The 23,958-nt window shown below is 56.6% G+C and carries 22 protein-coding genes; 15 read left to right on the forward strand and 7 right to left on the reverse strand.

Going from position 1 to position 23,958, the window contains the following annotated elements:
• Positions 1 to 4: 4 nt before the first annotated feature.
• Positions 5 to 487 (reverse strand): hypothetical protein, encoded by a 483-nt coding sequence (locus tag XH92_RS17410; RefSeq protein WP_246788468.1) that lies wholly within the window; start codon positions 485 to 487, stop codon positions 5 to 7.
• A gap of 1,267 nt (positions 488 to 1,754) precedes the next feature.
• The gene (locus tag XH92_RS17415) at positions 1,755 to 3,311 is read right to left on the reverse strand and encodes a carbohydrate porin (RefSeq protein WP_194460297.1); all 1,557 of its coding nucleotides are present in this window, start codon (positions 3,309 to 3,311) and stop codon (positions 1,755 to 1,757) included.
• A 662-nt stretch (positions 3,312 to 3,973) separates the two neighbouring features.
• On the opposite strand from XH92_RS17415, the gene XH92_RS43895 reads away from it, so the two are divergent.
• The gene (locus XH92_RS43895; RefSeq protein ID WP_194460298.1) at positions 3,974 to 4,159 is read left to right on the forward strand and encodes a hypothetical protein; all 186 of its coding nucleotides are present in this window, start codon (positions 3,974 to 3,976) and stop codon (positions 4,157 to 4,159) included.
• 258 nt (positions 4,160 to 4,417) lie between these two features.
• Here the strand turns inward: XH92_RS43895 and XH92_RS17425 are convergent, their stop codons facing one another.
• Entirely contained in the window at positions 4,418 to 5,305 is an 888-nt protein-coding gene (locus XH92_RS17425; RefSeq protein WP_194460299.1) for a DMT family transporter, read from the reverse strand.
• A gap of 605 nt (positions 5,306 to 5,910) precedes the next feature.
• On the opposite strand from XH92_RS17425, the gene XH92_RS17430 reads away from it, so the two are divergent.
• The 5 genes from XH92_RS17430 (at position 5,911) to XH92_RS17450 (ending at position 11,527) form a co-directional block, all read left to right on the forward strand.
• Positions 5,911 to 7,179: an ABC transporter substrate-binding protein gene (locus tag XH92_RS17430; RefSeq protein WP_194460300.1), complete on the forward strand. Its 1,269-nt coding sequence runs from the start codon at positions 5,911 to 5,913 to the stop codon at positions 7,177 to 7,179.
• A 100-nt stretch (positions 7,180 to 7,279) separates the two neighbouring features.
• The gene (locus XH92_RS17435; RefSeq protein WP_194460301.1) at positions 7,280 to 8,431 is read left to right on the forward strand and encodes an alpha-D-ribose 1-methylphosphonate 5-triphosphate diphosphatase; all 1,152 of its coding nucleotides are present in this window, start codon (positions 7,280 to 7,282) and stop codon (positions 8,429 to 8,431) included.
• A 56-nt stretch (positions 8,432 to 8,487) separates the two neighbouring features.
• Complete coding sequence (locus XH92_RS17440) at positions 8,488 to 9,672, forward strand: ABC transporter ATP-binding protein (protein ID WP_194460302.1); 1,185 nt, start codon at positions 8,488 to 8,490, stop codon at positions 9,670 to 9,672.
• 131 nt (positions 9,673 to 9,803) lie between these two features.
• On the forward strand, positions 9,804 to 10,688 hold the full coding sequence (locus tag XH92_RS17445; protein WP_194461301.1) for a carbohydrate ABC transporter permease: 885 nt from the start codon (positions 9,804 to 9,806) through the stop codon (positions 10,686 to 10,688).
• The gene (locus XH92_RS17450; protein ID WP_246788469.1) at positions 10,685 to 11,527 is read left to right on the forward strand and encodes a carbohydrate ABC transporter permease; all 843 of its coding nucleotides are present in this window, start codon (positions 10,685 to 10,687) and stop codon (positions 11,525 to 11,527) included. Before XH92_RS17445 ends, XH92_RS17450 begins: the two co-directional genes overlap by 4 nt.
• A gap of 39 nt (positions 11,528 to 11,566) precedes the next feature.
• Here XH92_RS17450 and phnF read toward each other — a convergent pair whose 3' ends face one another.
• Positions 11,567 to 12,316: a phosphonate metabolism transcriptional regulator PhnF gene (gene phnF / locus XH92_RS17455; protein ID WP_194460303.1), complete on the reverse strand. Its 750-nt coding sequence runs from the start codon at positions 12,314 to 12,316 to the stop codon at positions 11,567 to 11,569.
• Between the two features lie 169 nt (positions 12,317 to 12,485).
• Here phnF and XH92_RS17460 point away from each other — a divergent pair, with 169 nt between their 5' ends.
• Genes XH92_RS17460 through phnN form a run of 9 tightly spaced genes read left to right on the forward strand, consistent with a single transcriptional unit; the run spans position 12,486 to position 19,343 of the window.
• Positions 12,486 to 13,346: an endonuclease/exonuclease/phosphatase family protein gene (locus XH92_RS17460; RefSeq protein WP_194460304.1), complete on the forward strand. Its 861-nt coding sequence runs from the start codon at positions 12,486 to 12,488 to the stop codon at positions 13,344 to 13,346.
• A gap of 47 nt (positions 13,347 to 13,393) precedes the next feature.
• Positions 13,394 to 13,882, forward strand: a complete 489-nt coding sequence (gene phnG, locus XH92_RS17465) for a phosphonate C-P lyase system protein PhnG (RefSeq protein WP_194460305.1) — start codon at positions 13,394 to 13,396, stop codon at positions 13,880 to 13,882.
• Positions 13,879 to 14,484, forward strand: coding sequence for a phosphonate C-P lyase system protein PhnH (gene phnH, locus XH92_RS17470; protein ID WP_194460306.1), 606 nt, complete (start codon positions 13,879 to 13,881; stop codon positions 14,482 to 14,484). Before phnG ends, phnH begins: the two co-directional genes overlap by 4 nt.
• Positions 14,485 to 15,603, forward strand: coding sequence for a carbon-phosphorus lyase complex subunit PhnI (locus XH92_RS17475; protein WP_194460307.1), 1,119 nt, complete (start codon positions 14,485 to 14,487; stop codon positions 15,601 to 15,603).
• Complete coding sequence (locus XH92_RS17480) at positions 15,590 to 16,495, forward strand: alpha-D-ribose 1-methylphosphonate 5-phosphate C-P-lyase PhnJ (protein WP_194460308.1); 906 nt, start codon at positions 15,590 to 15,592, stop codon at positions 16,493 to 16,495. Before XH92_RS17475 ends, XH92_RS17480 begins: the two co-directional genes overlap by 14 nt.
• A complete protein-coding gene (phnK, locus tag XH92_RS17485; protein WP_194460309.1) occupies positions 16,492 to 17,289 on the forward strand; it encodes a phosphonate C-P lyase system protein PhnK in 798 nt (265 codons plus the stop codon). The genes XH92_RS17480 and phnK overlap by 4 nt, the downstream gene beginning before the upstream one ends.
• Positions 17,290 to 17,300: 11 nt before the next feature.
• On the forward strand, positions 17,301 to 18,053 hold the full coding sequence (phnL, locus tag XH92_RS17490; RefSeq protein ID WP_194460310.1) for a phosphonate C-P lyase system protein PhnL: 753 nt from the start codon (positions 17,301 to 17,303) through the stop codon (positions 18,051 to 18,053).
• Positions 18,053 to 18,790, forward strand: a complete 738-nt coding sequence (locus tag XH92_RS17495; protein ID WP_194460311.1) for a DUF1045 domain-containing protein — start codon at positions 18,053 to 18,055, stop codon at positions 18,788 to 18,790. Before phnL ends, XH92_RS17495 begins: the two co-directional genes overlap by 1 nt.
• Before the next feature lie 25 nt (positions 18,791 to 18,815).
• On the forward strand, positions 18,816 to 19,343 hold the full coding sequence (gene phnN, locus XH92_RS17500) for a phosphonate metabolism protein/1,5-bisphosphokinase (PRPP-forming) PhnN (RefSeq protein WP_246788470.1): 528 nt from the start codon (positions 18,816 to 18,818) through the stop codon (positions 19,341 to 19,343).
• Between the two features lie 431 nt (positions 19,344 to 19,774).
• Here the strand turns inward: phnN and XH92_RS17505 are convergent, their stop codons facing one another.
• The 3 genes from XH92_RS17505 to XH92_RS17515 all read right to left on the reverse strand — a co-directional run bounded on the left by XH92_RS17505 (position 19,775) and on the right by XH92_RS17515 (position 23,943).
• Positions 19,775 to 20,143: a Rid family hydrolase gene (locus XH92_RS17505; RefSeq protein ID WP_194460312.1), complete on the reverse strand. Its 369-nt coding sequence runs from the start codon at positions 20,141 to 20,143 to the stop codon at positions 19,775 to 19,777.
• A 267-nt stretch (positions 20,144 to 20,410) separates the two neighbouring features.
• A complete protein-coding gene (locus XH92_RS17510) occupies positions 20,411 to 21,616 on the reverse strand; it encodes a PLP-dependent aminotransferase family protein (protein ID WP_194460313.1) in 1,206 nt (401 codons plus the stop codon).
• Between the two features lie 53 nt (positions 21,617 to 21,669).
• On the reverse strand, positions 21,670 to 23,943 hold the full coding sequence (locus tag XH92_RS17515) for an FAD-dependent oxidoreductase (protein ID WP_194460314.1): 2,274 nt from the start codon (positions 23,941 to 23,943) through the stop codon (positions 21,670 to 21,672).
• Between the last annotated feature and the right edge of the window lie 15 nt (positions 23,944 to 23,958).

Here is a 23,958-nt window from a genome sequence, read left to right on the forward strand (position 1 = left end):
TCCTTCATTCCGCACGCATAGCGAGTTCTGGCTGGACGACATTCAGACGGATGACGGCGCCGGCCTGCCGGCTAAGTGCGAGTACGCTTTTCTCGATGACGGCGACGAGGCTCTCGAGAACAGCACATGGCTTTCGTGTCTCCTGGCCGCGTTCAAACTTTCCCAACAGAAGCAACGCACAACTCTTGTCTGGTCGGGCACAGAAGACTAAGGCGCCGCCGCCCTCCAATTCACGAACCAGAAAGGCGTCGTCAGAGGCGATGCCTGAGACTCGCTGATGGGCCCGGCTCAGCCTCGACCGGATCGCGGCGTAGTCCTCCCGAGATTCGACAACGCCGGCTAGGCACAGATACGGCAACTTTGCCGTAGTCCTCAGCCAGACGTCGGTTCCGTCTGCCTTATGAAACACCTCGACCTCCATTCCAATTCTAACAGCCGTGAGGCTTTTGAGCGGCACACCTCCTCCGTTGCCTGAATTGATCTCCAATCCGAACCCTGCAGTTCCCCGCACATAATCTACAGATAGATCCCGCGCGGATTATTCGCGTTGTGCGCAGCCGTGCAGCCGCAAGTGATGCCTACGTTCAAGCATCTTGTTCATAGAGTCGGACGATATTTTTCGTACGCCCATGCGTCAAGAAGAGCACCAGCCATTTACGATAACTTATCCTAGTCTTTACAATCCCGACCGCCGTCTTCGGAAGTGTCCTCGGTGTCGATGGTCGCACACGACAACGCTGGCATCGCAGAGTTGGCGCGGATCAGACTGGTTGTGGCTTTGCGCTCGAATTTATCGGTAGCGGAGTGTCGGCGTTCTTGTACGCTAAATGGCGGGTTTGGCGCGAGGAACGATCGGCGGATCTGCTCGTGTCGCGTAGCTGTCCGCTCGTTGCAGAGGGGGCGGCATAGGTCGTGTGGGATATCTCAGCGACGAGTGAGATCGGCAGATATTGTATTCGACACGGCGGATCGGCGATCTTGGCACGGGCGTCTTCCAGATCGATGAACAGGTCCCTTTGAGCAGTTCATCGCGCGTCCATCATTGACTGGGAAGTAATGCCAATTGGGCGGGGGAGGGGCGCGCACGCCTGGACCAGGCAGGGTGGAAGTGAGGAGAAGAACGAAATGATCGCATCCGTCTAAGCCAAGCTGCAGGCACGTTCTACGTGCTGCCAAGCCTTGCGATCGCTTAGCAGTGGCACACCTCTTTCGTGGCGGACCCACAGTCGCTCCTCAGCACTCAACCCATGGATATCTCGCTCAATTTCGAACAGCAGATCGATCCGACAGGCCGCTTTGGGCTTTGGCGATTGGCAAAATTGCACGTGGGTTGAGTGTCCGCGCCGCGTCGAGCGCTGCCCACCACTTCGAAGTATGCCCTGCGGCAATGCGACCAGCTTGCGTCAGGGCAAGTCCCCTGGATGGAGGGAAGAATGGAATCTGACATCACTCACAGTAACCCAGAGGGTTGGACGTCTAGCCGGCAAAGGCAGAGCCGGCCAGTCGAAGGCGCGTCCTGCATGGGCGAAGGTAACGGTAACGTCACTCGTGAAGCGCCGACCGCGGGTAGGGCGACCCAGTGGCTAACCTCCAAATCATGGCTTCGCATTGTCAGATCCAGAGGCACCGTCGGAATGAATCAGCGGCACCGAGGTGATGCCGCTGATGTCGTCCTCCTCGTTGATCACGACCTACGCTCGAGCACTCGGTGCCGCCCTTTAGTCCAGCCCTTGATTGATTCAGCCCCTGAGAACCTAGAAGAATATGGATGTGGTCACGGAGAAGTTCAGGGCGTGCCCTATTGGTGGAGTGTACGTGATGGCGGTCGGGTTATTGATGTACGAGAGGCCTACGCTCGTATATATTCCAGGCGCTAAGTGCGCGCTATATGTTGCAGAGATCCCTTTACTGTCGCTGTGAACAAGCTTCCCCTGAGCCGCGGCGGCGGCCACCGCAAAGTTGCTCCACACGGTGTCGGTGACGACAAGAGAGATTTGATCATCAGGACGACTTTCAAAAAGTCCTTTTGAATAGAGACGAACTTCATAATACTGACTGACCGTGTTTAGATCGGGCGGAGCGTACATCACGGAGAAACCACCGTAGATGCCGTGAGACGCCGAGCTCCGCACGTTACTCTGCCAGAGCTGCTGATCGAAAGTCAGGTAATAGAATCCGTTCTCATCAGCCCTTGGCTGCTTTGGATATTCTAGGTTCGTGTAGCTGCTGTTGTTAAATCCGGCCCCCGCGCGGAACACCGTCTGGGGGGACCCGGGCGCAGCTTTGCCCTGATAGCCAAACTCATTAAGCACCAGAAGGCCCGCGTTAGGCGTGCGCCAATCCAAGCCCGTCGGATTTTGATTTATGTATGTGGCTACTCCGTCGGGACTGATGGCCCGTTGAAACGAAATCTTATCGTACCAGTTGCCATCAACGTTCAGCTTCAGGTTGATAGCTGGTGTTGGCGCCTGGTTGCTGCTCATGCCTCCTTGATAGAGGATGCTTCCCGAAGGCCCGAAAACGTTTGCCCCCGCATTTGCTGAAGCCAACGAGACTCCGAACTCATTTGAGTTTCTGAGGTAGCCCACCTTGAGTTCAAGTTTCCTATCGAAAAAGGTTTGATAGTAGGCAATCTCATTGATTCCCCATCTATCAGGCAGCACAGGGTTCCATGTCGCCCATTGTCGCTCTGTCCCCACGATAACTTGACCATCGGGAATCCCATATCGGCTGAGATCGTAAGTCACCATCATGTAGTTGGAGGTGTAGAACGTCGGATTTTGTCCGCTGTATAGTTGATTGGCGATCGTGCTTTTGGCGGCATTGGGCAGAACATTGTCCACAAAAGTGTTTTGTGTCCAGGCGACATAGCCGACCCCGACGCTAGCCAACGCGGACCTTACACCGCCTATATCCTGAGTGACGGTATCGGCGGGACCTGGGATGCCGACTTCCATTCCCTTTTCAGTGAGGTTATTGAATTTTGCGAAAGGATCGTCCGCCTTCTGATTTGCTACGACAGTCTTCTGATACTGATTGTCCTTCTTTTTAGCCTTGTCGGCCTTTTGTTGAGTTCTTGTTTTCGCGATCTTATCCGAACTATCACTCTGCGAGTTTGACGCCGCTACAGTCTGCGCTTGGGCTGAAGTGCCGATCAGGCAGGCTGCCAAAGACAGCGTGATAACAGTCCCTCTCTGTCTAGTTCGTCGAACGTTGAGAGCAGGTTGTGCGCAGAAGCATTGTCCCTCTGTCTGATTGCAGTGTGGAACAGGTGCGCTGACTGTCTCGGCGCTCTTTATTTCAGCTCGCATGGTAACCCCCGATTATTTGGACGGATATGATCCATCGCGCGCTATCACGCGACGTGGCCGGCGACGCATTTCGCAGGGTTGTGCAAATGCACCGTGACAGAACAGCCGGGGCGTTTCGACAACGGGAAGACTTGTACAGGTCCTTGGTTGGACGTCGATTGCATGCGTAAAGCGTCCGAGAGACACTCCTATTCCTTGCCTTATCTGAAGGGAGGCCGTTGTACGTGTGGGCCCGGCACTGCACAGCCTTAGCAGCGTGCTCCTCTTCGGCGACCGACAGGCGGCTGGCCTTTGGCTGATCCAATGATCAAGCGGCTAAGCCGGTCGGGATGGTCTGACTGCGGCAGAGTAGCAGAGCAAGCAGGCATTGTAGGTAATAACCACGAGAGATCGACTGACTTCACCGCAGGGACAATGAGTATGATTCATCGTTCATTGGCGGGACTGGTGGTGATGCGTGTGGGGCGAGCGCAAGCGAATCGATGCACTGTTCGATTGAGCGCGGCATCAACGGGCAAATCGCAGAAGAGCGGCTGCGGGAGCGTAGAGGACACAGCGCCCCATCTGACAATCCACACGAAACTTCCGCGGTACATTGCGGACGAAAAGCGACTCCGACCGGCCCGGTCGGGGGCGTTCCGATTGAAGGTCGGGTCACCGGAATGAACAATGAACAGATCAGCGGCAAGAAGCAGCGCAGCGCCGGCAACCCCGACATTGAGTTGGGTACCGCTTTCGATGTGCCAGTGACCTTCTTCTATGACAGCGACAATAAGGCCTCCCCGGCCTGTTTCCGCGATGTCGCTTTTCGGCTTCGCGACGTGGATGCCTACAAATGTTTCCTATAATCTGCCACGGCTCGTGCTCCTGCGGTCAGGATCGGTTCGGTACGCCCGTGTAACCGTCGGACACGCAGTGTAGGGGAGAGCCACCGCACCGGAAGAGAGACGGACATGCGGCCGTACGTTCTAGTCTAGCCGCAATCTCCAGGGCATGAGCGCGACAGCTAAACCATCAAACCATTGGCTGGTCATGCTGCCAACGAAGCGCCGGTGCCGCAGTATTTGCCGCAAGCCTGTTTGGGCGGGCAGGTAAAGGGAAGCTGTCTACCTCTCACAAGGGAGCATCTTGCGAGTAGAGAACTCACTCTCAATTAGGAATACCGCGACAACGCATACCAGAAGTCCTAGAGTTGCGCTGACCGTCGTCGGTTCGCCGAACATCAAGTACGCCCATACAGCGGTGACTGGCGGAGTAAGATAGGTCAGCCTTGCAACGTGACTGGCCGTGCTCTGACGCAGGCAGAGCCAGTAGAGACCATAACCTGCTCCGGTCGTGACGACGACAAACCAAAGCACGATAGTCGCAAATTCAGCTGTCAACTGCGGAGCGATCCCTCCGTTCACAATGGCAAGCGGAAGTATGCAAACTGCAGAGACGGCGCTTTGGATCGCCAAGGCTGAACAGATGGGCATAGAGTCTGTGGTTAGCTTTGAAATAAGCGTCGCCAACACAAAACATATAGTGGCGACCAGCGCCAATCCGTAACCCCAAACCGGAGCATGACCGACCGCTCCTCCGGTGGCCAGTGCTATGCCTGCGAGAGCAATCATTAGCCCTAGCCACTGCCTGATAGAGACCTTCTCGCCCAATATAGGCCCCGCAAAGATAGCCGTCGCCAATGGCTGCAACGCAGTGATCAACGCGGCCGTCGATGCGGGAACGCCTGTGGCGACGGCCTTTACTGCCAAGGTGATGAAGCAGAACATCGCTAGGAAGCCAATGAAAGCTTGATTGGCAATCTCGCGGAGCGCTAGTCCTCGAAGTATTGCCACGGCTAGCCACGGGGACAACAACAGTGCGGCGAGAGCAAACCGCCAAAAGAGAATCAGATAAACGGACTCGTGGGCATCAATCATTCTGGCGCCGATGAAGCCTGAGCTGGATGCTAGGACCAAGCCAGCTTCTGCGAGAACTTTCTTGCCGCTTAGCATTCCTTGAACTCCTCGAGGTGATGGGTTGGGCTCCAATCGAATTATCAAGATCGGTGCTCCATCCGTCGATCATCGAGGGGTTACAGTTTAGTGTCGAAGTGACCAAGAAGAAGGGATAACGGGCCATCTTGTATAGCGACGGAGCATGGTTCGTCCTGATTAGGCAAGTTGCAGATTGGCCGACTCAAATAGCAATCTAGCTGCGTCTGCGGCCCGCGTTCTGAACTTGGCAAAACGGCCACCTTGAGACACCGCGCTAGTCGGGCAATCGGCGGCTGTTCCCAACTTGCGGGTTTGTGGCAGAGTGGGCAATGTTTGTGGCTTTTCACCGTGGTGGTGTCGGGTACGGCGCCGAATTACCCGAGTCGGGGCCGCTATCAATCAATATAGATTGCCCAATCTTGTATGCTCGTTCCCTTGACGATTGTACAACTACTCGCCTTGTCCAGAGACCCCATAGTGCCTCGTCACATCACCGTTGCATAGCAAGGGCATGGATGCACCCCTAGCGCAAAACGGTGCCTCGTTGGCCACCTCGCGGTGGGGCTGTCCACGTGCGGTCGGGCAGGTCGGAGCACATTCAGATAGGTATCGGAGATTAACGCATGCGACGAATGAAGTCGTCGTCAATAAAGGGCTGCGTACTGCTTACGTTGGCGGTAGCCGCGAATCATTCGCAGGCGGCTCCTACTGAAATCAAGGTTGATACCGCCTTCGCCGCTTATGGCGAAATGCACAGAGCAATCGCTGCAACGTTCATGCAGGCGCATCCCGACATCAAGGTAGTGTTCAACGCTCCTGCCTCAAGCTACGACGAACTGTTCCAGCGAACAATCCGAGGAGCAATCACAGGCTCGATCGCTGACGTTAGCTTTCAATCCTACAATTTCGTAAGGCCGCTGGTGGATCGTGGAGTACCGCTCGCCTTGGACAGTCTCGTTGCAGGTGAGGCCAACTGGGCGGACCTCGGCTATCTCCCTAATATCACACGGATGGCCAATGTCGGCGGGAAGGTCTACGGGCTTCCCTTCAACACTTCGATTCCATTCATTTATTACAACAAGACGCAGGTCCGAGAATCTGGAAGTTCGCCTGATGCATTCCCTCGCTCGTGGGACGACATTGCCAGTCTTGCGAAAAGTATCAGCGATCATGCGGGTCCGGGAACAGGCATCTATGTAGATTACTACTACATCGTCGCAAACCTCACGTTCGACGCGTTGATCGAAACGAGGGGCGGGAGGATGATGTCAGACGATCTCAAGGAGGTCGCGTTTGACGACCCCGAAGGGATTTCCGCGCTCGAGACGCTGCACAAGCTCGGTGCATCAGGAATGATTGATGCGACTCGCGATCAAGCACAGCAATCGTTCAAGGCCGGTGCGATGGGCATCTATGTCGGCACGTCGTCGGACATAAGCGCGCTAAAGAGTGCCGCTGACGCCGCCGGCTGGCAACTGGGTTGCGCAGCCTTTCCGCTTTCAAATGGCGGGCGGTACCCTGCGGGAGGTAACGCCGGCATGATCACGACGAAAGATCCAGCTAAGCAGAGGGCAGCGTGGCAATATATCAAGTTCGCGACTGGTGAGATCGGGCAATCTATCGTAGCCAAATATAGTGGCTACATGCCGAGCAACAGCAAGACGATCGAAAATCCTAGTTTCCGAAGTACGTTCGATGCTCATCCTTGCTACAAAATTGCTGTGGATCAGTTGCCGCACGTGACACAACCATTCACCTTTCCTGGGCCGAATGCGCAGCGGATCTCTGACGCGATACGAGAGCGTCTCCGTGACGTAGTTTCGCAGAAGAGGAAGCCAAGCCAAGTCATGCCTGAAATGGTGAGCGACGTGAAGGCGCTCCTTCCGAAGTAAATCAGGCCTTCCGAAATTTGTTGAGTCATTGGGTTCTGTTCCTTGCCAGCGAGTGGCTCGTTCCAAAATAGGCTAACAAGGTTGTCGAAAGCAGGTACGTATGAATGAAATTATCCGAAACGCTCGCATTGTTCTCGACGATGAGGTTATCGTCGGCAACATTACGGTTACAAATGGTGTAATTTCGAACATCGCGAATGGAGAACTTCGGACCAAGAGTGGCGTGGATTTCGACGGCGACTACCTTCTTCCGGGTCTCGTCGACATCCACAGCGACAATATAGAGAAGCACATATCCCCACGCCCTAACGTCACTTGGCCAAGCACGTTCGCTGCGATGGCGCACGATGCCGATGTCGTGGGGGTAGGAATTACAACAATTCTGGATGCCATTTCCCTAAGCAACGCGATATCGCTCGGCGGAGCGGACGGAAGCCGAACCAAGCTCGCCCGGGAAATCATCGATGGTATTCGGGTTTGCCAGAAAGCTGACGCTCTAAAAGCAGAGCATCTCTTTCACATACGCTGCGAGCTTACAGATGTGGACATGGTGGATCGTATCCGTCAGCTTGGCGATGATCTCCCGATCAGCATGTTCACGCTCGTCGATCACACACCCGGTCAACGCGTGTTCCGAGATATAGGGACGTGGCGAAACTATCGGAAGAAGGGTCGGGGGTTGAGCGACAGCGAGCTCGATCGGTTACTTGATGCCGAGCTCGATGCTCAACGTCGATACGCCGGACCGAATAGGCTGGCAATTGCCGCCATTGCGCGAGAGCGGAAGATCGCGCTCGCTGGTCATGATGATTCAAGCGTCGAAGACATTAATGAGGCGGCCGCACTCGGCAGCTCCGCTTCCGAGTTCCCAACCACGATTGAAGCTGCCAGGTTAGCCCACTCGCTCGGTATGAAGACCATCATGGGCGCGCCGAATCTAGTTCGTGGCAAGTCCCACCTCGGAAATGTGTCGGCGCAAGAATGTGCAGAAAAAGGCGTTCTTGACATCTTAGCCTCTGACTATGTGCCAGTCAGTCTGCTTCAGGCTGCGTTCATGCTCACGTCTGAACCGCTGGGGTATGCACTGCCCCAGGCAATCGCTACGGTTACGTCAAATCCGGCAAGTGCGTGTGGTCTGACAGATCGCGGCAGGATCTCAATCGGATCCAAGGCCGATCTTATCCGAGTTCGGTATACTGACGGTCTGCCTGTGTTGCGCTGTGTGTGGCGATCTGGGGTGCGAGTGCACTGACCGCACAGCGGTCGCCGTACCCGCTTTTTAGCTCCAACAAACAAAGAGATGCAGAAATGGCGGACCTAACGATTCGCGGGCTGAGCAAGGCATTTGGTCATACCACTATCCTTCAAAATGTAACGTTGCATGTTGCTGATGGCGAGTTTCTGACGCTGCTTGGTCCCAGCGGCTGTGGTAAGTCAACATTGCTACGGATTCTGGCGGGACTGGAGGCTCAAGGCAGCGGGTCGGTGGCAATCGGTGGACGTATTGTGGATGGGATTCGTCCGAAGCATCGGGATGTCGCAATGGTCTTCCAATCCTACGCACTCTATCCCCACATGACGGTGGCGCAGAACATGGCGCTGCCGCTCAGGATGCGCAGGCTGACTGCCTGGCAGCGGTTGCCTGTACTGGGCGCACTGCTGCCAGGAGCGAGTCGGATCGGCGCTGAGATCGCTGCGGAGGTAGCGCAGACAGCGTGTGCTCTTGGGATTGGGCGCTTGCTGGATCGCAAGCCGAGCCAGCTATCAGGCGGACAGCGGCAGCGCGTCGCCGTGGGGCGAGCGATGGTGCGGCATCCGGCGGTGTTCCTGATGGATGAGCCGCTATCGAACCTCGATGCTAAGCTCCGGGTGCAGATGCGAGCCGAGATCAAGGAATTGCACAAGCGCCTGGGGGGCACCTTTATCTATGTCACTCACGATCAGGCTGAGGCCATGACGCTATCGGACCGTGTCGCGGTGATGCTGGAGGGCGAGTTGCTGCAGGTCGCGCCGCCGCAGCAAATCTATGCCGATCCCACCGAGCGGCGCGTTGCGGAGTTCATCGGCTCGCCCAAGATTAACATGCTGGAGGGCGTAGTACGCGAACAGGGGCTTGTCGACGTGGCGGGCTCCACGCTCGCTATGGATGTCCAGCGCGAGCCAGGTGCGGTCGTGACGCTAGGCATCCGCCCGGAGGCACTGCATCTTGCCGATCGGACGGGACCGGATACGCTGACGGGTTCCGTGACGCTGGTCGAGCACATGGGTTCGGACCTCTATGTCCATCTCAAGATGCCGGGCATGGCCGAAGCGGTGATCGCAAGACTGCTGGCGGAGCGTGCCCCATACATTGCGACCGGCCAGACGCTCAATCTCGGCGTGCGACCTGACCGGGTACTGCTATTTACCCCCCAAGGCAAACGCATCCTGCAACGACCGACGCAATTGCCGGTAACAGCTAGCGTGACGCCGATCCGCGAGTACGTGCGATGAGAACTGGGACCGAGCCCCTGTCATCCAGAGCGGGTTGGACGGATGCCGCCGGCCAACGACGCGCAGAAGAGCGGACAGGAAGACAGGGTGAGGCGCTTGCTGACCCGCAAGGACGCCATTTATCGAAGGCGATGCGTGGACAAAGGTTGAAGGGGTCCTTGGTGGGATGGACACTAGCGGGTCCAGCCTTCCTTTTCCTGATGATGCTGTTCTTCCTACCGGTGGTCGCTATCTTCGTCATTGCGCTCACTGACTGGCAGTTCGGTGCGCTGTCACTCAATTTCGTCGGGCTGGCAAACTTCCGCGAAGTCTTCGCCGACGAAGGGTTCCGTATCTCGTTGCTCAACACCATTATTTACGTGCTGATCGTGGTGCCAAGCACGGTTTTCTTGGGGCTCTTAGTCGCTTTAGTGATCGAAAGCGAGCAATCCCTGCGCGCATTCTACCGAGCTGTCCACTTCCTGCCCTACATGGCCACGCTTGCCGCCATGGCGATTGCATGGGAGGCGATGCTGCACCCCACTATTGGGCTCGTAAATCAGTCATTCGCCGCCCTGGGATTGCCGAAAGTGAACTGGCTGCGCGACGAAACGGCAGTTCTGCCGGTGCTGGGCATAATCGGAATCTGGCAGAATCTCGGCTTTGCCATGGTGCTCTTCCTCGCCGGGCTGAAGTCAATCCCACAGGATCTCTATGATGCAGCGGACATCGATGGCGCCGACCAATGGCTCGACCGTCTCCGCACCATCACATTGCCGATGCTCGGGCCGGTCTCCATGTTCGTCGTCATCGTCGTGGCGCTGCGGGCTTTCGAGACCTTCGACACCGTCCAGATCCTTACCCAAGGCGGGCCTGGACATTCCTCCGAAATGCTCCTTTTCACGCTCTATCGTGAAAGCTTCCAATATTTGAGAACGGGCTACGGTGCATCCGTTACAATCGTCTTCCTAGGCATCGTAGTAGCTCTCACCCTGATCCAGGCCCGTATCATGGATACAAGGGTACACTACAAATGAGCGCTATGTTCCGCTTTCCTCGCCCCCAGGCGATCGTCCGCCATGCGGTGTTGCTTTTGACTGTTGCCTTCATCTTGGTTCCGTTCGTGTGGATGGTGTCACTCTCCCTTAAGCCGCCTGGCGAAATTTTCCGCGCATCATTCTCTCTACTGCCGGAGCAATGGTATGCCATCGAGAACTACAGAAGGGCACTTACCGCGGCACCACTGCTGCGATACATGTTCAACGGTGTCATCGTCTGTGCTGCCATCCTCATACTTCAAATTCTGATTTGCGCACCTTGCGCGTACGCGCTTGCGAAACTTGAGTTCGGAGGGCGGAACACGCTGTTTGCCCTCGTTCTGCTGGGTCTCCTGCTGCCCCAACAGGTACTGGCCCTGCCGCTTTTCGTGCTCGGCTACAGCGTGGGCGTCCTTAACACCTATACTGCGTTGGTTTTCCCCTTCATCGTTTCTCCCTTCGGGATATTCTTGTTCCGTCAGTTCTTCCGATCGATTCCTGATGATATCGTTCACGCGGCCCGCCTTGATGGCCTTTCCGAGCTGGCGATCATCTGGAAGGTCATGATGCCGATGGCCATGCCGGCGGTTATCGCATTTTCAATCTTCTCAATTGTATCGCACTGGAACGATCTCTTCTGGCCACTCATTGCCGTCAATGATCAAAGACTTATGCCGCCGCCACTTGGCATTATGGCTTTCAAGAACGAGGACACCGGCTCCGACTATGGCCCCCTAATGGCTGCCTCGATCGTCGTGGTCCTACCGCTCATCGTTACCTTTCTCGTTGCGCAACGATGGTTCGTCGAAGGGATAGCCAAAGGAAGTATTAAGGGGTAGGGCGCTGATAGCTCGCGGTGAGGGTACAAACTTTCAAGGTCAGAAATCGAAAAGGATATCGAAGTATCTGCCATCGTATGTGGAGACCGTGAACTCGATCGGAATGTTCTTTTCGTCGATTGCAAGATGGGTAAGTTCGAGCATCGGAGTGGAGCGTTCGATCCCGAGAACCTTCGCTTCTTGAGCGGTGGGGTTGGTAGCACGAATTCTTAGACTCTTTCGACTAATCTCTTCGACACCATAACGCTTCATTGCAGCGCTGACAGATCCAGTGCTCGCAATCCACTGAGCAATGCCATTGAACCTCGGAAGCGGAAAATAGCACCACATAAGGGCGATATCACGTCCATCAAGCACGCGCGCCATCCGTATGCGGATGAGGGGATGGCCTTTCGGGAGCGCTAGGGGAGTTCCAAACCGTATTGCGCGGACCTGATCCACTGAGATCAAACGATATCGTAGTGATCGACCGAGCATCCTCGCAGCGCTTGAAAGCTTCGTCGTACGGCCAATTCGATATGACAGGCTTGGCTCGCAAACAAACATCCCTTTCCCTTGCTCAACGCGAACCAACTCGTTCTGTTTTAGCTGCTGCACAGCGCGACGGATCGTATGTCGGTGCACAGCAAAGTGTTGCGCGAGTTCTTCCTCGGTCGGAAGCTTGCTGCCCGGAGCAAATCGCCCGTTGGCAAGCCACGCTTCAAGCTCTCCCTGAATTTGTCTCCAGCGCGACAGCGAAGAAGAGCGACGATCAGCATTGGACCGATGCACTGTTTGACGTGGTCCCATTGAGTTTCTCGATCAGTTGGAGTGCGGGCCCTCAGGGCAGCTTCCCATTCATTATACAACACGCGCTGTCGTCGGAGCATGATGGCTCTGAGTGTCACCGAAGTATCACAAACAAGGAAGAAGGTCGCAGCAAGCAATCCGGCCCATCTAATTATGGATATTAACGAAAGTGCTCGTCGCAACATACAACATCCACTACGGAGTTGGTCGTGATAACAGGCTTGATCTCAAGCGATCCATCGACGCCATTGCCAACGCAGATGTCATTGCCTTGCAGGAGGTCGATGTCAATTGGGATCGCTCTCAGAACCAAGATCAGGTCGACCTCATCCGCCGGATGTTGCCCGAGCACGAGGTAGCGTGGGGACCGACGATCGACGTGTGCAAGTCTGGCGAAAGCGGCGTCAGACGACAATTCGGCAACATGATTTTGTCGCGTTATCCGATTGTGTCGATCAGGAACTACCTTCTGACCAAGTATGGCGCAGCCGTCTACCTGGACATGCAAAAGGGCGCGTTGGAGGCGGTGATCGATACTCCAATGGGCCTCCTCCGGTTCTATTCGACCCACCTCTGCAGCACGTCAGTCAAACAGCGTCATCGCCAACTCGAATGGCTCATTGAGCACCATAAGAGAGTGGCAGATGAAGGTCCCGTTCTCGCGGGGCAGCATCCCGATGATACTTGGACTTCCGAGCCAGCGCTTCCTTCAATGCCCAGCGAGGCCATTCTACTGGGCGACTTCAATTTCGAGGATACCACAGAGTCATATACTGCTCTGGTCGGTGAACACTCGGAACGGTTCGGCCATCTCACCAATCGGGGTGGATTCGTGGATGCCTGGTCGGTTTGTCACGGCTTTTCGGAAGCAGCCCGCGAGGCTGGCTCGACGATCTTGCCACCACACGCTCATCGCGTCGATTACTGCTTCGTGAGCGAGAGCTTAATCGGACGGATAACATCAGCAACTGTCGATAGAGCGGCAGACGGCTCCGATCACCAACCCTTGCTTGTCAAGTTTAATGGATAGTCTCCGTCGTCGCGTCTAGCGGACCCCAAAATACGATGCCAACGAGCATGCAAGCAACGAGAGAAAGCGACGGTTTGACGTTGTCATCCCAAGAACTCAGCAGAGGCGTCTGGATCGGGATCCTGGCGCGCTCGGCGCCGGCCGACCTCAATCGGCTCGCCTCGAGCTTTGTGCTGCAACTATCCTGGACATGGTTGAAGTCGCCCGAAACGGGTCTCGTTTTGGTCCGCGGCCGCATTGGCGGTACGGGCGATCCGTTCAACGTTGGCGAGATGACTGTTACTCGGTGCGCCTTGCGCCTCGCGGACGGAATCGTCGGTCACGGCTATGTGCAGGGCACCGATTCCCATCATGCAAAGCTAGCGGCTTTAGTCGACGCCGCGCTCCAGCGGGATGACGAAAACAGGACCCGGCTTTGCCGGGTTATTCAAGAGTTGCGTGAGATTCAGGTGCGGCGTCGGAAAGAACGTTGCGCGAAGGCAGCCTCGACGAAAGTCGAGTTCTTCACGATGGTCAGAGGCGAAAATTCAGAATGACAATAGCTGCAGCCAAGTCCGTTATCCATTCGGGTTTCAAAGACCCGGTGTTCGACAGCCAAGCCGTCTTTCGTACAATTCTGTCCTGCCAGGGCTATCCTGGACGGACGTTTTCTCTTGATCGAACGGTTGATGGTCCGCGACCGTTCTCTGTTGCCACGGCCGCTGTCTGCCTCACGCTCTTAGATTTCGAAACAACGCTCTGGCTCGACAAGCAAGGGCGAGGGGATGATATCATCGACTGGCTCAGCTTTCATTGCTGTGCGCCTCTCACAAAAGACCATCGAAAGACGCAGTACGCAATCGTCGTAGACCCGTCTACCATGCCTAGCATCTGTGAATTTTCGCCGGGCGAGGTCGAGTCACCGGAGTTTGGGGCAACGCTAATCGTGCAGGTGCCGTCATTCGCGGATGGCCCGCGAACTCAATGGTCAGGACCAGGTATTCGGGAGACAGTTCAGCCGCGCATTGCCGGTCTTCCGGGTCAATTCTGGGCGGATTGGGAGAAGAACCGAGAGATTTACCCTCGGGGTGTTGACGTCTTTTTCACCTCTGGATCCTCAATCGTCGGGTTGCCACGCTCGGTTCACGTGGAGGTTTAGATGGCCTACGTTGCTGTGAAGGGTGGCGAGCACGCGATACTAAACGCACATAAACTACTCGCGGAGGAGCGCCGCGGAGATACTACAGTTCCTGAGCTGACGCTCGATCAGATCAGCGGCCAGCTTGGGCTTGCGATAGACAGAGTGATGAACGAGGGATCGATGTATGACCGACGTCTCGCAGCGCTTGCATTGAAGCAGGCACAAGGAGACCTCGCCGAGGCGATCTTTCTCTTGAGAGCGTATCGCACTACTCTGCCTCGGATTGCAGCTTCCGAGCCGATCGACACAAAGCGGATGTTCGTTCGACGCCGGGTCTCTGGAACATTCAAAGATCTTCCCGGAGGTCAGCTGTTAGGGCCGACTTATGACTATACTCACCGCCTTCTGGATTTCAGCTTAGCGGAATCGGTAGATGAGGGACTGGCGGGAGTGCCGGCTTCCGGCAGCCCAATTGACTTCAATGTGCCAAGTGTATTGGACGTCCTCGACGGGGACGGCCTTATTGAGTCAGCTGAGCGCCGCGCGGGAAGAGAGCCGTTCGATCTTACTCGCTCACCCATGAGATTGCCTGCTGGGCGTGACCAACGTTTGCAGAACCTCGTACGCGGCGATGAAGGCTTCATTGTCGGGCTCGCCTACTCCAGCGCCAGAGGGTACGGCGGATCGCATCCCTATGTAGCTGAGATGCGACTCGGTGAGGTAGACGTCGAGATTGTTCCGGAAGAGCTCGGGTTCCCGATCGTAATCGGGGAAATCACGGTGACAGAATGCCAAATGATCAGCCAGTTCGATGGCTCTGCGGCCACGCTTCCTCATTTCACGCGCGGTTATGGACTCACACTTGGGCATTGTGAGCGGAAGGCGATGTCCATGGCGCTTGTTGATCGAACGTTGCGGGCACGCGAGTTGGGTGAAGAGGTACGCTATCCCGCACAAGACGAGGAGTTTGTTCTGTCCCATAGCGATAGCGTAGAGGCGACGGGACTAATCTCTCACTATAAACTACCGCACTACGTCGACTTTCAAGCCGATCTGCAACTGATCCGCAACATGCGTGCAGAACGACTTGCAGCTGAAACTAAGGCGAGAGATGAATCAAGTCATGAGATCGGATAGCGGTAACAAAGGCTACAACTTCGCATATTTGGACGAGCAGACGAAGCGCATGATCCGCCGTGCGGTGCTCAAGGCACTATCAATCCCTGGCTATCAGGTCCCGTTCGGAGGCCGCGAGATGCCGCTTCCGTATGGCTGGGGTACCGGCGGGATTCAAATCACGGCAAGCGTGCTGGGCCCGAACGACCGCCTGAAGGTCATCGACCAAGGCGCAGATGACACGACCAATGCGATATCAATTCGACGTTTCTTCAAGACAGTTGCTCAGATCGCGACGACTGAAAGAACCGACGAGGCAACAGTCATCCAGACACGGCATAGGGTGCCCGAGTCGATCCTCAAGGAAGGGCAAATACTCGTGTACCAAGTGCCACAACCAGAACCTTTGCGCCGAATCGCACCTCGCGAGACTGAGACGCGCAAGATGCATGCCTATGCAGAGTACGGCGCCATGCAGGTGACCCTGTATGAAGATGTTGCTCGCTTTGGACATATTGCACGCACCTACGAATATCCGGTGATAGTCAACAGGCGACATTTGATGTCGCCTTCTCCGATTCCGAAGTTCGATAATCCGAAGATGCAAGACAACGCGGCGATCCAGCTCTTTGGTTGCGGTCGAGAAAAGCGCATCTATGCGGTGCCGCCCTATACCAGCGTACGGAGCTTGGACTTCGACGATCATCCGTTCGAGGTCCAGAAGTGGAAGCAATCCTGTGCCTTTTGTGGGTCTGGAACGTCCTATCTCGACGAGGTGATTACCGATGACCGTGGCGGACGCTTGTTCGTGTGCTCCGACACGGACTATTGCACCAAACGCCGCGGAGCACAGCCGGAAACGAGCGAGCCGGCCGCCACTCCGGCCCGTGCGACCGCAGGGAGTTCATCATGACGGCAGCAGCCAAGGTTACGACACGACGGACACTTCTAGATGTCCGCGGCGTCTCAAAATCCTATGGCGGCCATGTGGGCTGTTTGGATGTGTCCTTTAGGCTTTATCCCGGCGAAGTTCTCGGAGTTGTCGGGGAGAGCGGATCGGGCAAGTCGACATTGCTGGCCTGTCTGGCTGGACGGCTGGCTCCCGATACGGGCTCGATTGCTTACGACACGAAGGAGCGTGGTCTGGTCGATATCTTGTCGCTGTCCGAACCGGAACGCCGACGATTGGCGCGCACCGACTGGGGTGTCGTGCACCAGAACCCGCGCGACGGGATCAGGATGGATGTCAGCGCTGGTGGCAATATTGGCGAGCGGCCAATGTCAATCGGCGCCCGCCACTACGGCAATATTCGCGCCGAGGCGCAAGAATGGCTAACCAAAGTCGAAATCGATCTTTCTCGCACAGACGACAAGCCGAGGACCTTCTCCGGCGGCATGCAGCAGCGGCTGCAGATTGCGCGTAATCTTGTGACACGACCACGACTTGTGTTCATGGACGAACCGACAGGAGGATTGGATGTTTCTGTCCAGGCGAAGCTGCTTGACGTACTTCGCGGGCTGGTCCACGAGCTCGGCATCGCGGCTATCATCGTCACTCACGATCTCGCCGTCGTGCGCTTGCTTGCCGACCGCCTGATGGTCATGCACCGCGGTCGGGTTATTGAGGCGGGGCTGACGGACCAGGTGCTCGATGATCCGCACCAACCCTACACCCAGTTGCTCGTCTCGTCCGTACTGCAAGTCTGAGGCGTGAAGAAATGCCAGCCAGAATAAACACCAGCGATATCGCCCTTCAAGCTCACGGCCTGACAAAGAGATTCATCCTCCACACGCAGGGCGGGACGGAGATTCCCGTTTTTGATGGTATCGATCTCAGGGTAGTCCCCGGAGAATGCGTCTGCCTGCATGGACCATCTGGTGCCGGCAAGTCGACGCTGTTGCGTTCCCTATATGCCAACTACAAGCCCGATGCTGGGAAGATCCTGGTTCAACACGACGGCAGTACCGTCGATCTGCTGGCGGTCGAGCCCTGGGAAGTGATCGAGATCCGGCGACGAACCATTGGCTATGTCAGCCAATTCCTGCACGTGATTCCAAGAGTGCCGGCGCTGCATATTGTCGCCGAGCCCGCGATCGTGAACGGCGTTGACCCGGACACGGCGTACGGCGCCGCTCGCACCCTTCTTTCCCGTCTCCGCGTCCCGAAGCGGCTGTGGTCTCTAGCGCCGGCCACGTTTTCTGGCGGTGAGCAGCAGCGCGTCAACGTCGCCCGCGGGTTTATCGTAGAATACCCGGTCCTGCTTCTCGACGAACCGACGGCCTCCCTTGACGCCGCCAATCGCCAGACCGTGGTTGAGCTAATCGACGAGGCCAAGGCGCGCGGGGCGGCTATTGTTGGCATCTTCCACGATGAGGAGGTGCGCGAGGCTGTCGCCGACCGCCTGTTCGAGGTGGGCCAGCCATTGCTTCGGAAGCGACTGCCCAATACGGCGGGGGAGGCCGCCGCATAATGGCCGGACCTTTCTCGCCCCGCTACGCGATTTACTACACGCCGGCTCGAGAACATCCGCTGACCGTGGCGGCGAGAGCTTGGCTCGGGCGCGACGCGTTCTTTGGAATCTCGCCTGCGGCTCCAGTTCAACCCGGTCCTGCGGGCCAGGCCCACGTTGTTCGTGACGCCTTGACCTCCGCGCCTAGACGCTACGGGTTCCACGCGACTCTCAAGGCGCCGTTCCAGCTCAGGGAGCGCTGTTCGATCGAGGAATTGGAGCACGCGCTCCGCAAACTCGCAGCGGCGCGGACTCCGTGCCCGATCGGCCCACTAAAGATCGATCTCGTGGGCAGCTTCTTCGCACTGGTTCCTGTGACTCCGATCCCTTCTTTGCGTGGCCTGGCCTCGCACATCGTAGAAGAGCTTGATCGCTTCCGGGCGCCAATGAGCGAGGGCGAGTTTCAACGACGTTTACGCACCCCACTCGATGAGACCGAGACAACCTATCTCGTGCAATGGGGCTATCCCTACGTCTTCGATCGGTTCCGTTTCCACATGACCCTGACCGATCGCGTTCCCGCCGAAAGCAGGCCTGACCTGCGGCGAGAATTGTATGAGGCGTTTGCACCGCTGCTCTTCGAAGACTATCGAGTCGATGCTCTTTCTCTCTTTGTTCAGAAAGATCCTCACGCTGACTTTGTCGTGCGGTCGCAGTTTGCCTTGAGGAGCAATACCCTCCTCAAGGAGGCGGTATGAGTTGATGGCACCTAGGCGTGGGCACATGGTTCTCGTTGTTGGTCCCAGCGGAGCGGGCAAGGACACCCTGATTGACCATGCCCGCGTGCGGTTGCAGTCAGATACTGACTTCTATTTCGTCCGCCGGGTCATCACCAGGTCTCCCTCCATCGGCGAGAATCACGAATCTGTCACTCTTGCAGAATTCCAACGCCGAGCCAGCGCCGAAGGATTCGCGTTGCATTGGCAGGCCCATGGGTTCCTCTACGGTATTCCATCGGCCGTCGAACACCAGCTCGGTCGCGGCGCTGTCGTGGTCGCGAATGCATCCCGAGCCATCGTTCCATTGGCCCGTCAGCGCTACCCGCAGCTTTTAATCATCAATGTCACCGTACCGGTTGAGCTCTTGGCCAAGCGCCTGGCGGGGCGCGGACGCGAGGACGATACATCACAGAAGCGGCGGCTTGCCCGAAGTGACCTTGATCTGATCGAGGGAAGGGATGTGCTGTGCATAGACAATGCCGGCTCCTTGAGCGTCGCAGGTGAGCAGTTCATGCGTGCGCTTCGCGCTTGACGCCCAAAACCCCGTCGTGAGCACTCCTCACTAGCGGAATGACCCCCGGCAGGCGCCATACCGAGAGGGAGGAAGGATACAGGCCTTTGACCGATACCACCATCGTGAGCTTCCTCGCTTCGTAACGGGGAATGAGGTTGGAGCATTTTCGAATTGCGCCATCTCGGATATCTCCTCAATGCGCGCTCGCGCGACCGTTGACGCTTGCCTTGCGGGTATTCTCGCATACCGCAATTATCAACACCTTCCACGACCGTAAAATTGCGCGAGCTGTGGCAGATAACGTATTCCGATGAAAGCAAATCCAGCTCAAACGAACGTTCGCGCTCGACCGTGTCGAGCTGGTTGCGCACTCGGTTTCGTGGTGAGACTGCTTCTCATCCCTGAACTGTGCGAGACTCTCAAGCTGGTTGTCCAATTCAGATCAGCGCTCAGCTCGGTCGCGCCGCGACAACCATGATCTCGACGAGTGTGCCGGACGAAAGAGTTCCTCCCGTGCAGGACCGTTGTGGCCAATGCTGACTGTCAGCCCCCACCCATTTCTTCCATTCGAGATCAAAACCCTCCTTATCATTGAGATCGGCAAGAATAATTGTCGCCGACAGGAGGTATTTCTTGTTAGTTTCGAGAGCGGCTAACGTCCGCTCGATCTTTGCAAAGGCCGCAACAGTCTGTTCTCTTAGGCCGAGGCTTTTGTCGTCTGACGTAGCCACCGCCCAGGCGAGATTGCCAAAGGCAGAACCAGAACTCCTGCCTGGTGCGACGCCTGCCACACGCTGAATTGAGATGTTGCCGTCCATCGCGCACTCCAATTATCCTGCCGCATCGTTTTGAAAGTCAGCACGTGAGGGCCGGTCTGAAACACGTGTTGCCGAAACTGCGAGGCCTCACACCCCAGCCGCCCCTTATCTCGGCTGTACAGAGCGGCAATGAGCCGCCCGAGATAACGCCGCAGAGTCCAATACCGTCCGAATATTTTGATCCACCTTGCTGGGCCTAACGGTACGTCGTCGAGCGGAACCAGTTCAATCGAGCATCGCCGTTGATCAAGCGACGGAGCTGTGAGATCAGCGGTGCGTGGCCGCGCGCGCATCGGAGCTCCCACGAAGCAAGTTAGATATTCGGGTAAGTGCGAGCCGGACTTCCTCGCGTTGGGGTGCTCCGATGCAGACGCGAACCGCCTCCGGCGGCGTCGCCGAGCCGACCTGATAGGCGTCGCTCGTGTTAAGGAGAACGCCGTTCTCTCGCGCGGTCTTTGCGAATGTTCGTCGATCCCATGGCGCAGGAACCGTCAGCCACAAATGTGGGGAAAACGGCCGCGATCTGTAGTCCAAGCCGTTGAAGATGTCCGAGACCAGCGCTTGTCGCTTGGCTGTTTCCTCCTTGACACCTGCGACAAGGCGATCGATCTCACCGGCTTCAATAAGTCTGGTCAGCAAGACTGCCGATAGCGGCGTTGCCATCCAGAAGGTCATACGCCTTGTCGAGCTAAACACTCTGTCGACGCTGCCTTCTGTGGGCGCAACTAGCAAACAGATTCGAAGTTGTAAGGACAGAGCTTTCGCTACCGTAAACATATACCAAGTGCTGTCAGGCGCGAGCTCTGAAAAGGTTGGGATCTCGTCTGTCGAAAAGAGACCATAAGCATCATCCTCAATGAGGGTTACGTTGTTGTTGCGACATATCTCGAGAATGGCCAATCGTCGCTCTAACGACATTGTCCTCGTCGTTGGATTGTGGACGGTTGGCATGCAGTAGAGCGCCATTTGACAAGGATTTGCTTCGCAGACTTGACGCAGTGCGTCCGGTCTCACGCCCTCATCGTCCATTGCGACCGCCGCCGTTTGGACTCCAAGAAGCTCGGATATGACCTTTACCGACGGGTACGTAAGTTCCTCCAACAGGAGGAGGCCTTGACGGCCAACAATGGTCGACAGAAGCATAATCAATGCATCCTGCGATCCGTGTGTCAGAACCACTCTGCTAGGATCCGGTGCGGATCCAAGCCGCTTGGCCATCCACGAAGCTGCGGCCTTGCGGTCGGAGTCGGTTCCTTGGTAGCGGTGAAATCGGAACGCTTGATCAATCCCAGCTATCTTGTCCGAACCTATGAGCATCTGCTGGATAATAGACGCACGTTCTGTCGAGGCGGGTGGAATATCCTGATACAGGTCGATATGAGTTCCTTTCAGGACATCTAAGCGGTATTCATCGTCGGCCCGTACAAACGATTGTCCGGCACTGAGAGAGAATCCGATCTGAGCTTCCGACATCGTTGCCTCCTAAATGACTTGTGAAGAGTTGCCGATTGGCCCAAGGCACCGATTCAATGAAGAATCGAGCCGATGACCTCAAGCGCACTTCTGACCTCGCGAGCGGAGTCCGGACTACCTAAGACAACTCTAATTCGATCGATCTGTTTGGGTGGAGACACCCAGAACATTGAGCCCGGACGAAGGATCACCCCCCTAGAGCGAGCCGAGGCGACGAACTTCTCCTCTGTTGTGTCGCTTGGTAGCCTCAGCCAAATGAATATCGACTCGCTGTGGCTAAGGTAGTCCGCTCCCTTTAGCGTGGCGGCGGCAATTGCCTGACGCGTTCGAACTTCGGCTCTGATGGCGTCCCGGATAGCCCCCATGGTGCCATCCCTGATCCACTGCTGTGCGATTTCAGCAACAAGTGGAGATACGTGCCAAGTTGTGACGGTTGATACCGGTGCGAATGCAGCTGCGGCAGCTTGCGCCGTAGGCGCCACCAAATAGCCAATCCTTAGGCCAGGCGCGACGCACTTCGCGGGTCCAGTTGCGTACCACGCCAACTCAGGAGCAAGAGCAGAAATCGCAATGGGGGAGTTCTCCGGCAGAAGTCCGTACACGTCGTCTTCCAAGATCTGAACGTTATTGCGTCGCGCCACCGCAGCCAACTCTTGTCTGCGCTCCACTGACATCACGTAAGCAGTCGGATTGTGCACCGTGGGCTGCAGATAAACAGCTGCTACGTTCCCGTCATTGCATGCCTTGTCAAAAGCATCAGGGAGCATACCATCATGGTCCATTGCCACAGCACGTGGCGTGACCCCCAACAGTGCCGCTATATTTCGGAAGGCATAGTAGCCAATTTCTTCGACAGCGATGACTTTCTTCTCGCGAGTGGTTGCAAGGGTCGCAAGAAAGAGCGCGTTCTGAGTGCCGTTCGTCGTGATCATTCGGTCGATCGCCGGCGCCGTGCCGAGGCGTCCAGCTATCCAGCCAGCCCCAGCCTCTCTGTCGGGCTCAGTTCCCCTAAAACGATGCGCCCGAAAGATCTCACCGATGTTTGCCTGTTCCGCGACATGCGCAAGGGATTGGCGGATAGTATCACCGAGCCAAACAGGAGCAGGAGGCGTACTTCGAATGAGGCTGATCTCACCTTTCAGCAATGAAATATCGCGCTGCACTTCCACGCTCGCGTTAGGCCCCATAGGCGCTACTCTACGATCTTCAGACGAGCTTACTGTAGCCGGCGCGCAGGTCGCGTTGTTGCCGAACCGCGAGGGGCGATATCGTGCTAACAGGTCGCTAGCTTGTTCGTTCACGACTTCGTTCGCAACAAGCCGCCCCACCAACGGTCCAAGCGTAATCCCGCCATGCATAACCGCGATGTAGATGTGATTGGCATCCTCAAGCCTGCCGAGGATGGGAAGCTCGTCTGCTGTCACAGACCGGATGCCGAGGACCGGCGTTCCCGGCATTTCTGCAAACCGATCAATCCACTCCGCTCCTGTATCTAGGATGGCCTTACTCTCCTTTTCGAACCGGTCGCTTGATTGCAAATCGTCGACGAGCGGGGATATGCCAGCCAGGAGGCCGCCGCGGTCACTGGGCCGAACATGGAAGCTATCCGCATATACTACGTGCCCAAGGCCTCTCGACTCGTTATGGCATGGCACTTCCCGCAAAGCACCTGGATCTGCTTTTATCGGGAAGGGAGTAAGATTTGACGCCTGCAGGATTGGATTGGTATCGCTCCCGGCGGCCAGGACAACGCAATCAAACAAGTCAGTCCCGAGATCATAGTTGACCCACGGCTTTAAACCGTCATTCCCAATGCGTAGTACTCTTAACCGCCGAAATCGTACATCAAAGTTTCGCGTGGCGACATGCACGAGGCGTCGAGACAAACCTTTTGCATCGACCCAGCCCTCCTCCGGCACGCTCACGCCTTCAATCGGCCGATGGGCCTGGACGAGCGGTTCTAGCTCGTTAATCGTTGATCCAGTTAGGCTGTTCGCGTCACCACCAAACTCGCGCATCATCTTTGCGTTTGCAGTGATCTTTGCAGCCTCTCCCTCGACCGTACCGAGGCGCAGAGTGCCGGTGATGTGCAGGTATCGCTCGCTTCCGAGTTCGCGAGCGATTGTGCTGTGATACCTGATGGCTTCGAGTCGGAACGGCAGGTCAGCCGCCGGTTGGCCGAAAGCATTGAGGCAAGCAAACGATTTGGAAGAGACGCCATCGCCAGGGCCTCCGATATCGAAGATCGTGACCTGCGCGCCAGCCTTACCTAGGTGATAGGCGATGGAGGTTCCAATAATGCCAGCTCCGACTACTCCAATTTTCATTGTCAGCTCCTTCCG

Source organism: Bradyrhizobium sp. CCBAU 53421, assembly GCF_015291625.1.
Classification (GTDB): Bacteria; Pseudomonadota; Alphaproteobacteria; order Rhizobiales; family Xanthobacteraceae; genus Bradyrhizobium.

Coding starts and splice junctions, on each gene's coding strand:
- XH92_RS17415 (WP_194460297.1), bottom strand. CDS start 3,311: ATGCGAGCTGAAATAAAGAGCGCCGAGACAGTCAGCGCACCTGTTCCA.
- XH92_RS43895 (WP_194460298.1), top strand. CDS start 3,974: ATGAACAATGAACAGATCAGCGGCAAGAAGCAGCGCAGCGCCGGCAAC.
- XH92_RS17425 (WP_194460299.1), bottom strand. CDS start 5,305: ATGCTAAGCGGCAAGAAAGTTCTCGCAGAAGCTGGCTTGGTCCTAGCA.
- XH92_RS17430 (WP_194460300.1), top strand. CDS start 5,911: ATGCGACGAATGAAGTCGTCGTCAATAAAGGGCTGCGTACTGCTTACG.
- XH92_RS17435 (WP_194460301.1), top strand. CDS start 7,280: ATGAATGAAATTATCCGAAACGCTCGCATTGTTCTCGACGATGAGGTT.
- XH92_RS17440 (WP_194460302.1), top strand. CDS start 8,488: ATGGCGGACCTAACGATTCGCGGGCTGAGCAAGGCATTTGGTCATACC.
- XH92_RS17445 (WP_194461301.1), top strand. CDS start 9,804: ATGCGTGGACAAAGGTTGAAGGGGTCCTTGGTGGGATGGACACTAGCG.
- XH92_RS17450 (WP_246788469.1), top strand. CDS start 10,685: ATGAGCGCTATGTTCCGCTTTCCTCGCCCCCAGGCGATCGTCCGCCAT.
- phnF (WP_194460303.1), bottom strand. CDS start 12,316: ATGGGACCACGTCAAACAGTGCATCGGTCCAATGCTGATCGTCGCTCT.
- phnG (WP_194460305.1), top strand. CDS start 13,394: ATGCAAGCAACGAGAGAAAGCGACGGTTTGACGTTGTCATCCCAAGAA.
- phnH (WP_194460306.1), top strand. CDS start 13,879: ATGACAATAGCTGCAGCCAAGTCCGTTATCCATTCGGGTTTCAAAGAC.
- XH92_RS17475 (WP_194460307.1), top strand. CDS start 14,485: ATGGCCTACGTTGCTGTGAAGGGTGGCGAGCACGCGATACTAAACGCA.
- XH92_RS17480 (WP_194460308.1), top strand. CDS start 15,590: ATGAGATCGGATAGCGGTAACAAAGGCTACAACTTCGCATATTTGGAC.
- phnK (WP_194460309.1), top strand. CDS start 16,492: ATGACGGCAGCAGCCAAGGTTACGACACGACGGACACTTCTAGATGTC.
- phnL (WP_194460310.1), top strand. CDS start 17,301: ATGCCAGCCAGAATAAACACCAGCGATATCGCCCTTCAAGCTCACGGC.
- XH92_RS17495 (WP_194460311.1), top strand. CDS start 18,053: ATGGCCGGACCTTTCTCGCCCCGCTACGCGATTTACTACACGCCGGCT.
- phnN (WP_246788470.1), top strand. CDS start 18,816: ATGGTTCTCGTTGTTGGTCCCAGCGGAGCGGGCAAGGACACCCTGATT.
- XH92_RS17505 (WP_194460312.1), bottom strand. CDS start 20,143: ATGGACGGCAACATCTCAATTCAGCGTGTGGCAGGCGTCGCACCAGGC.
- XH92_RS17510 (WP_194460313.1), bottom strand. CDS start 21,616: ATGTCGGAAGCTCAGATCGGATTCTCTCTCAGTGCCGGACAATCGTTT.
- XH92_RS17515 (WP_194460314.1), bottom strand. CDS start 23,943: ATGAAAATTGGAGTAGTCGGAGCTGGCATTATTGGAACCTCCATCGCC.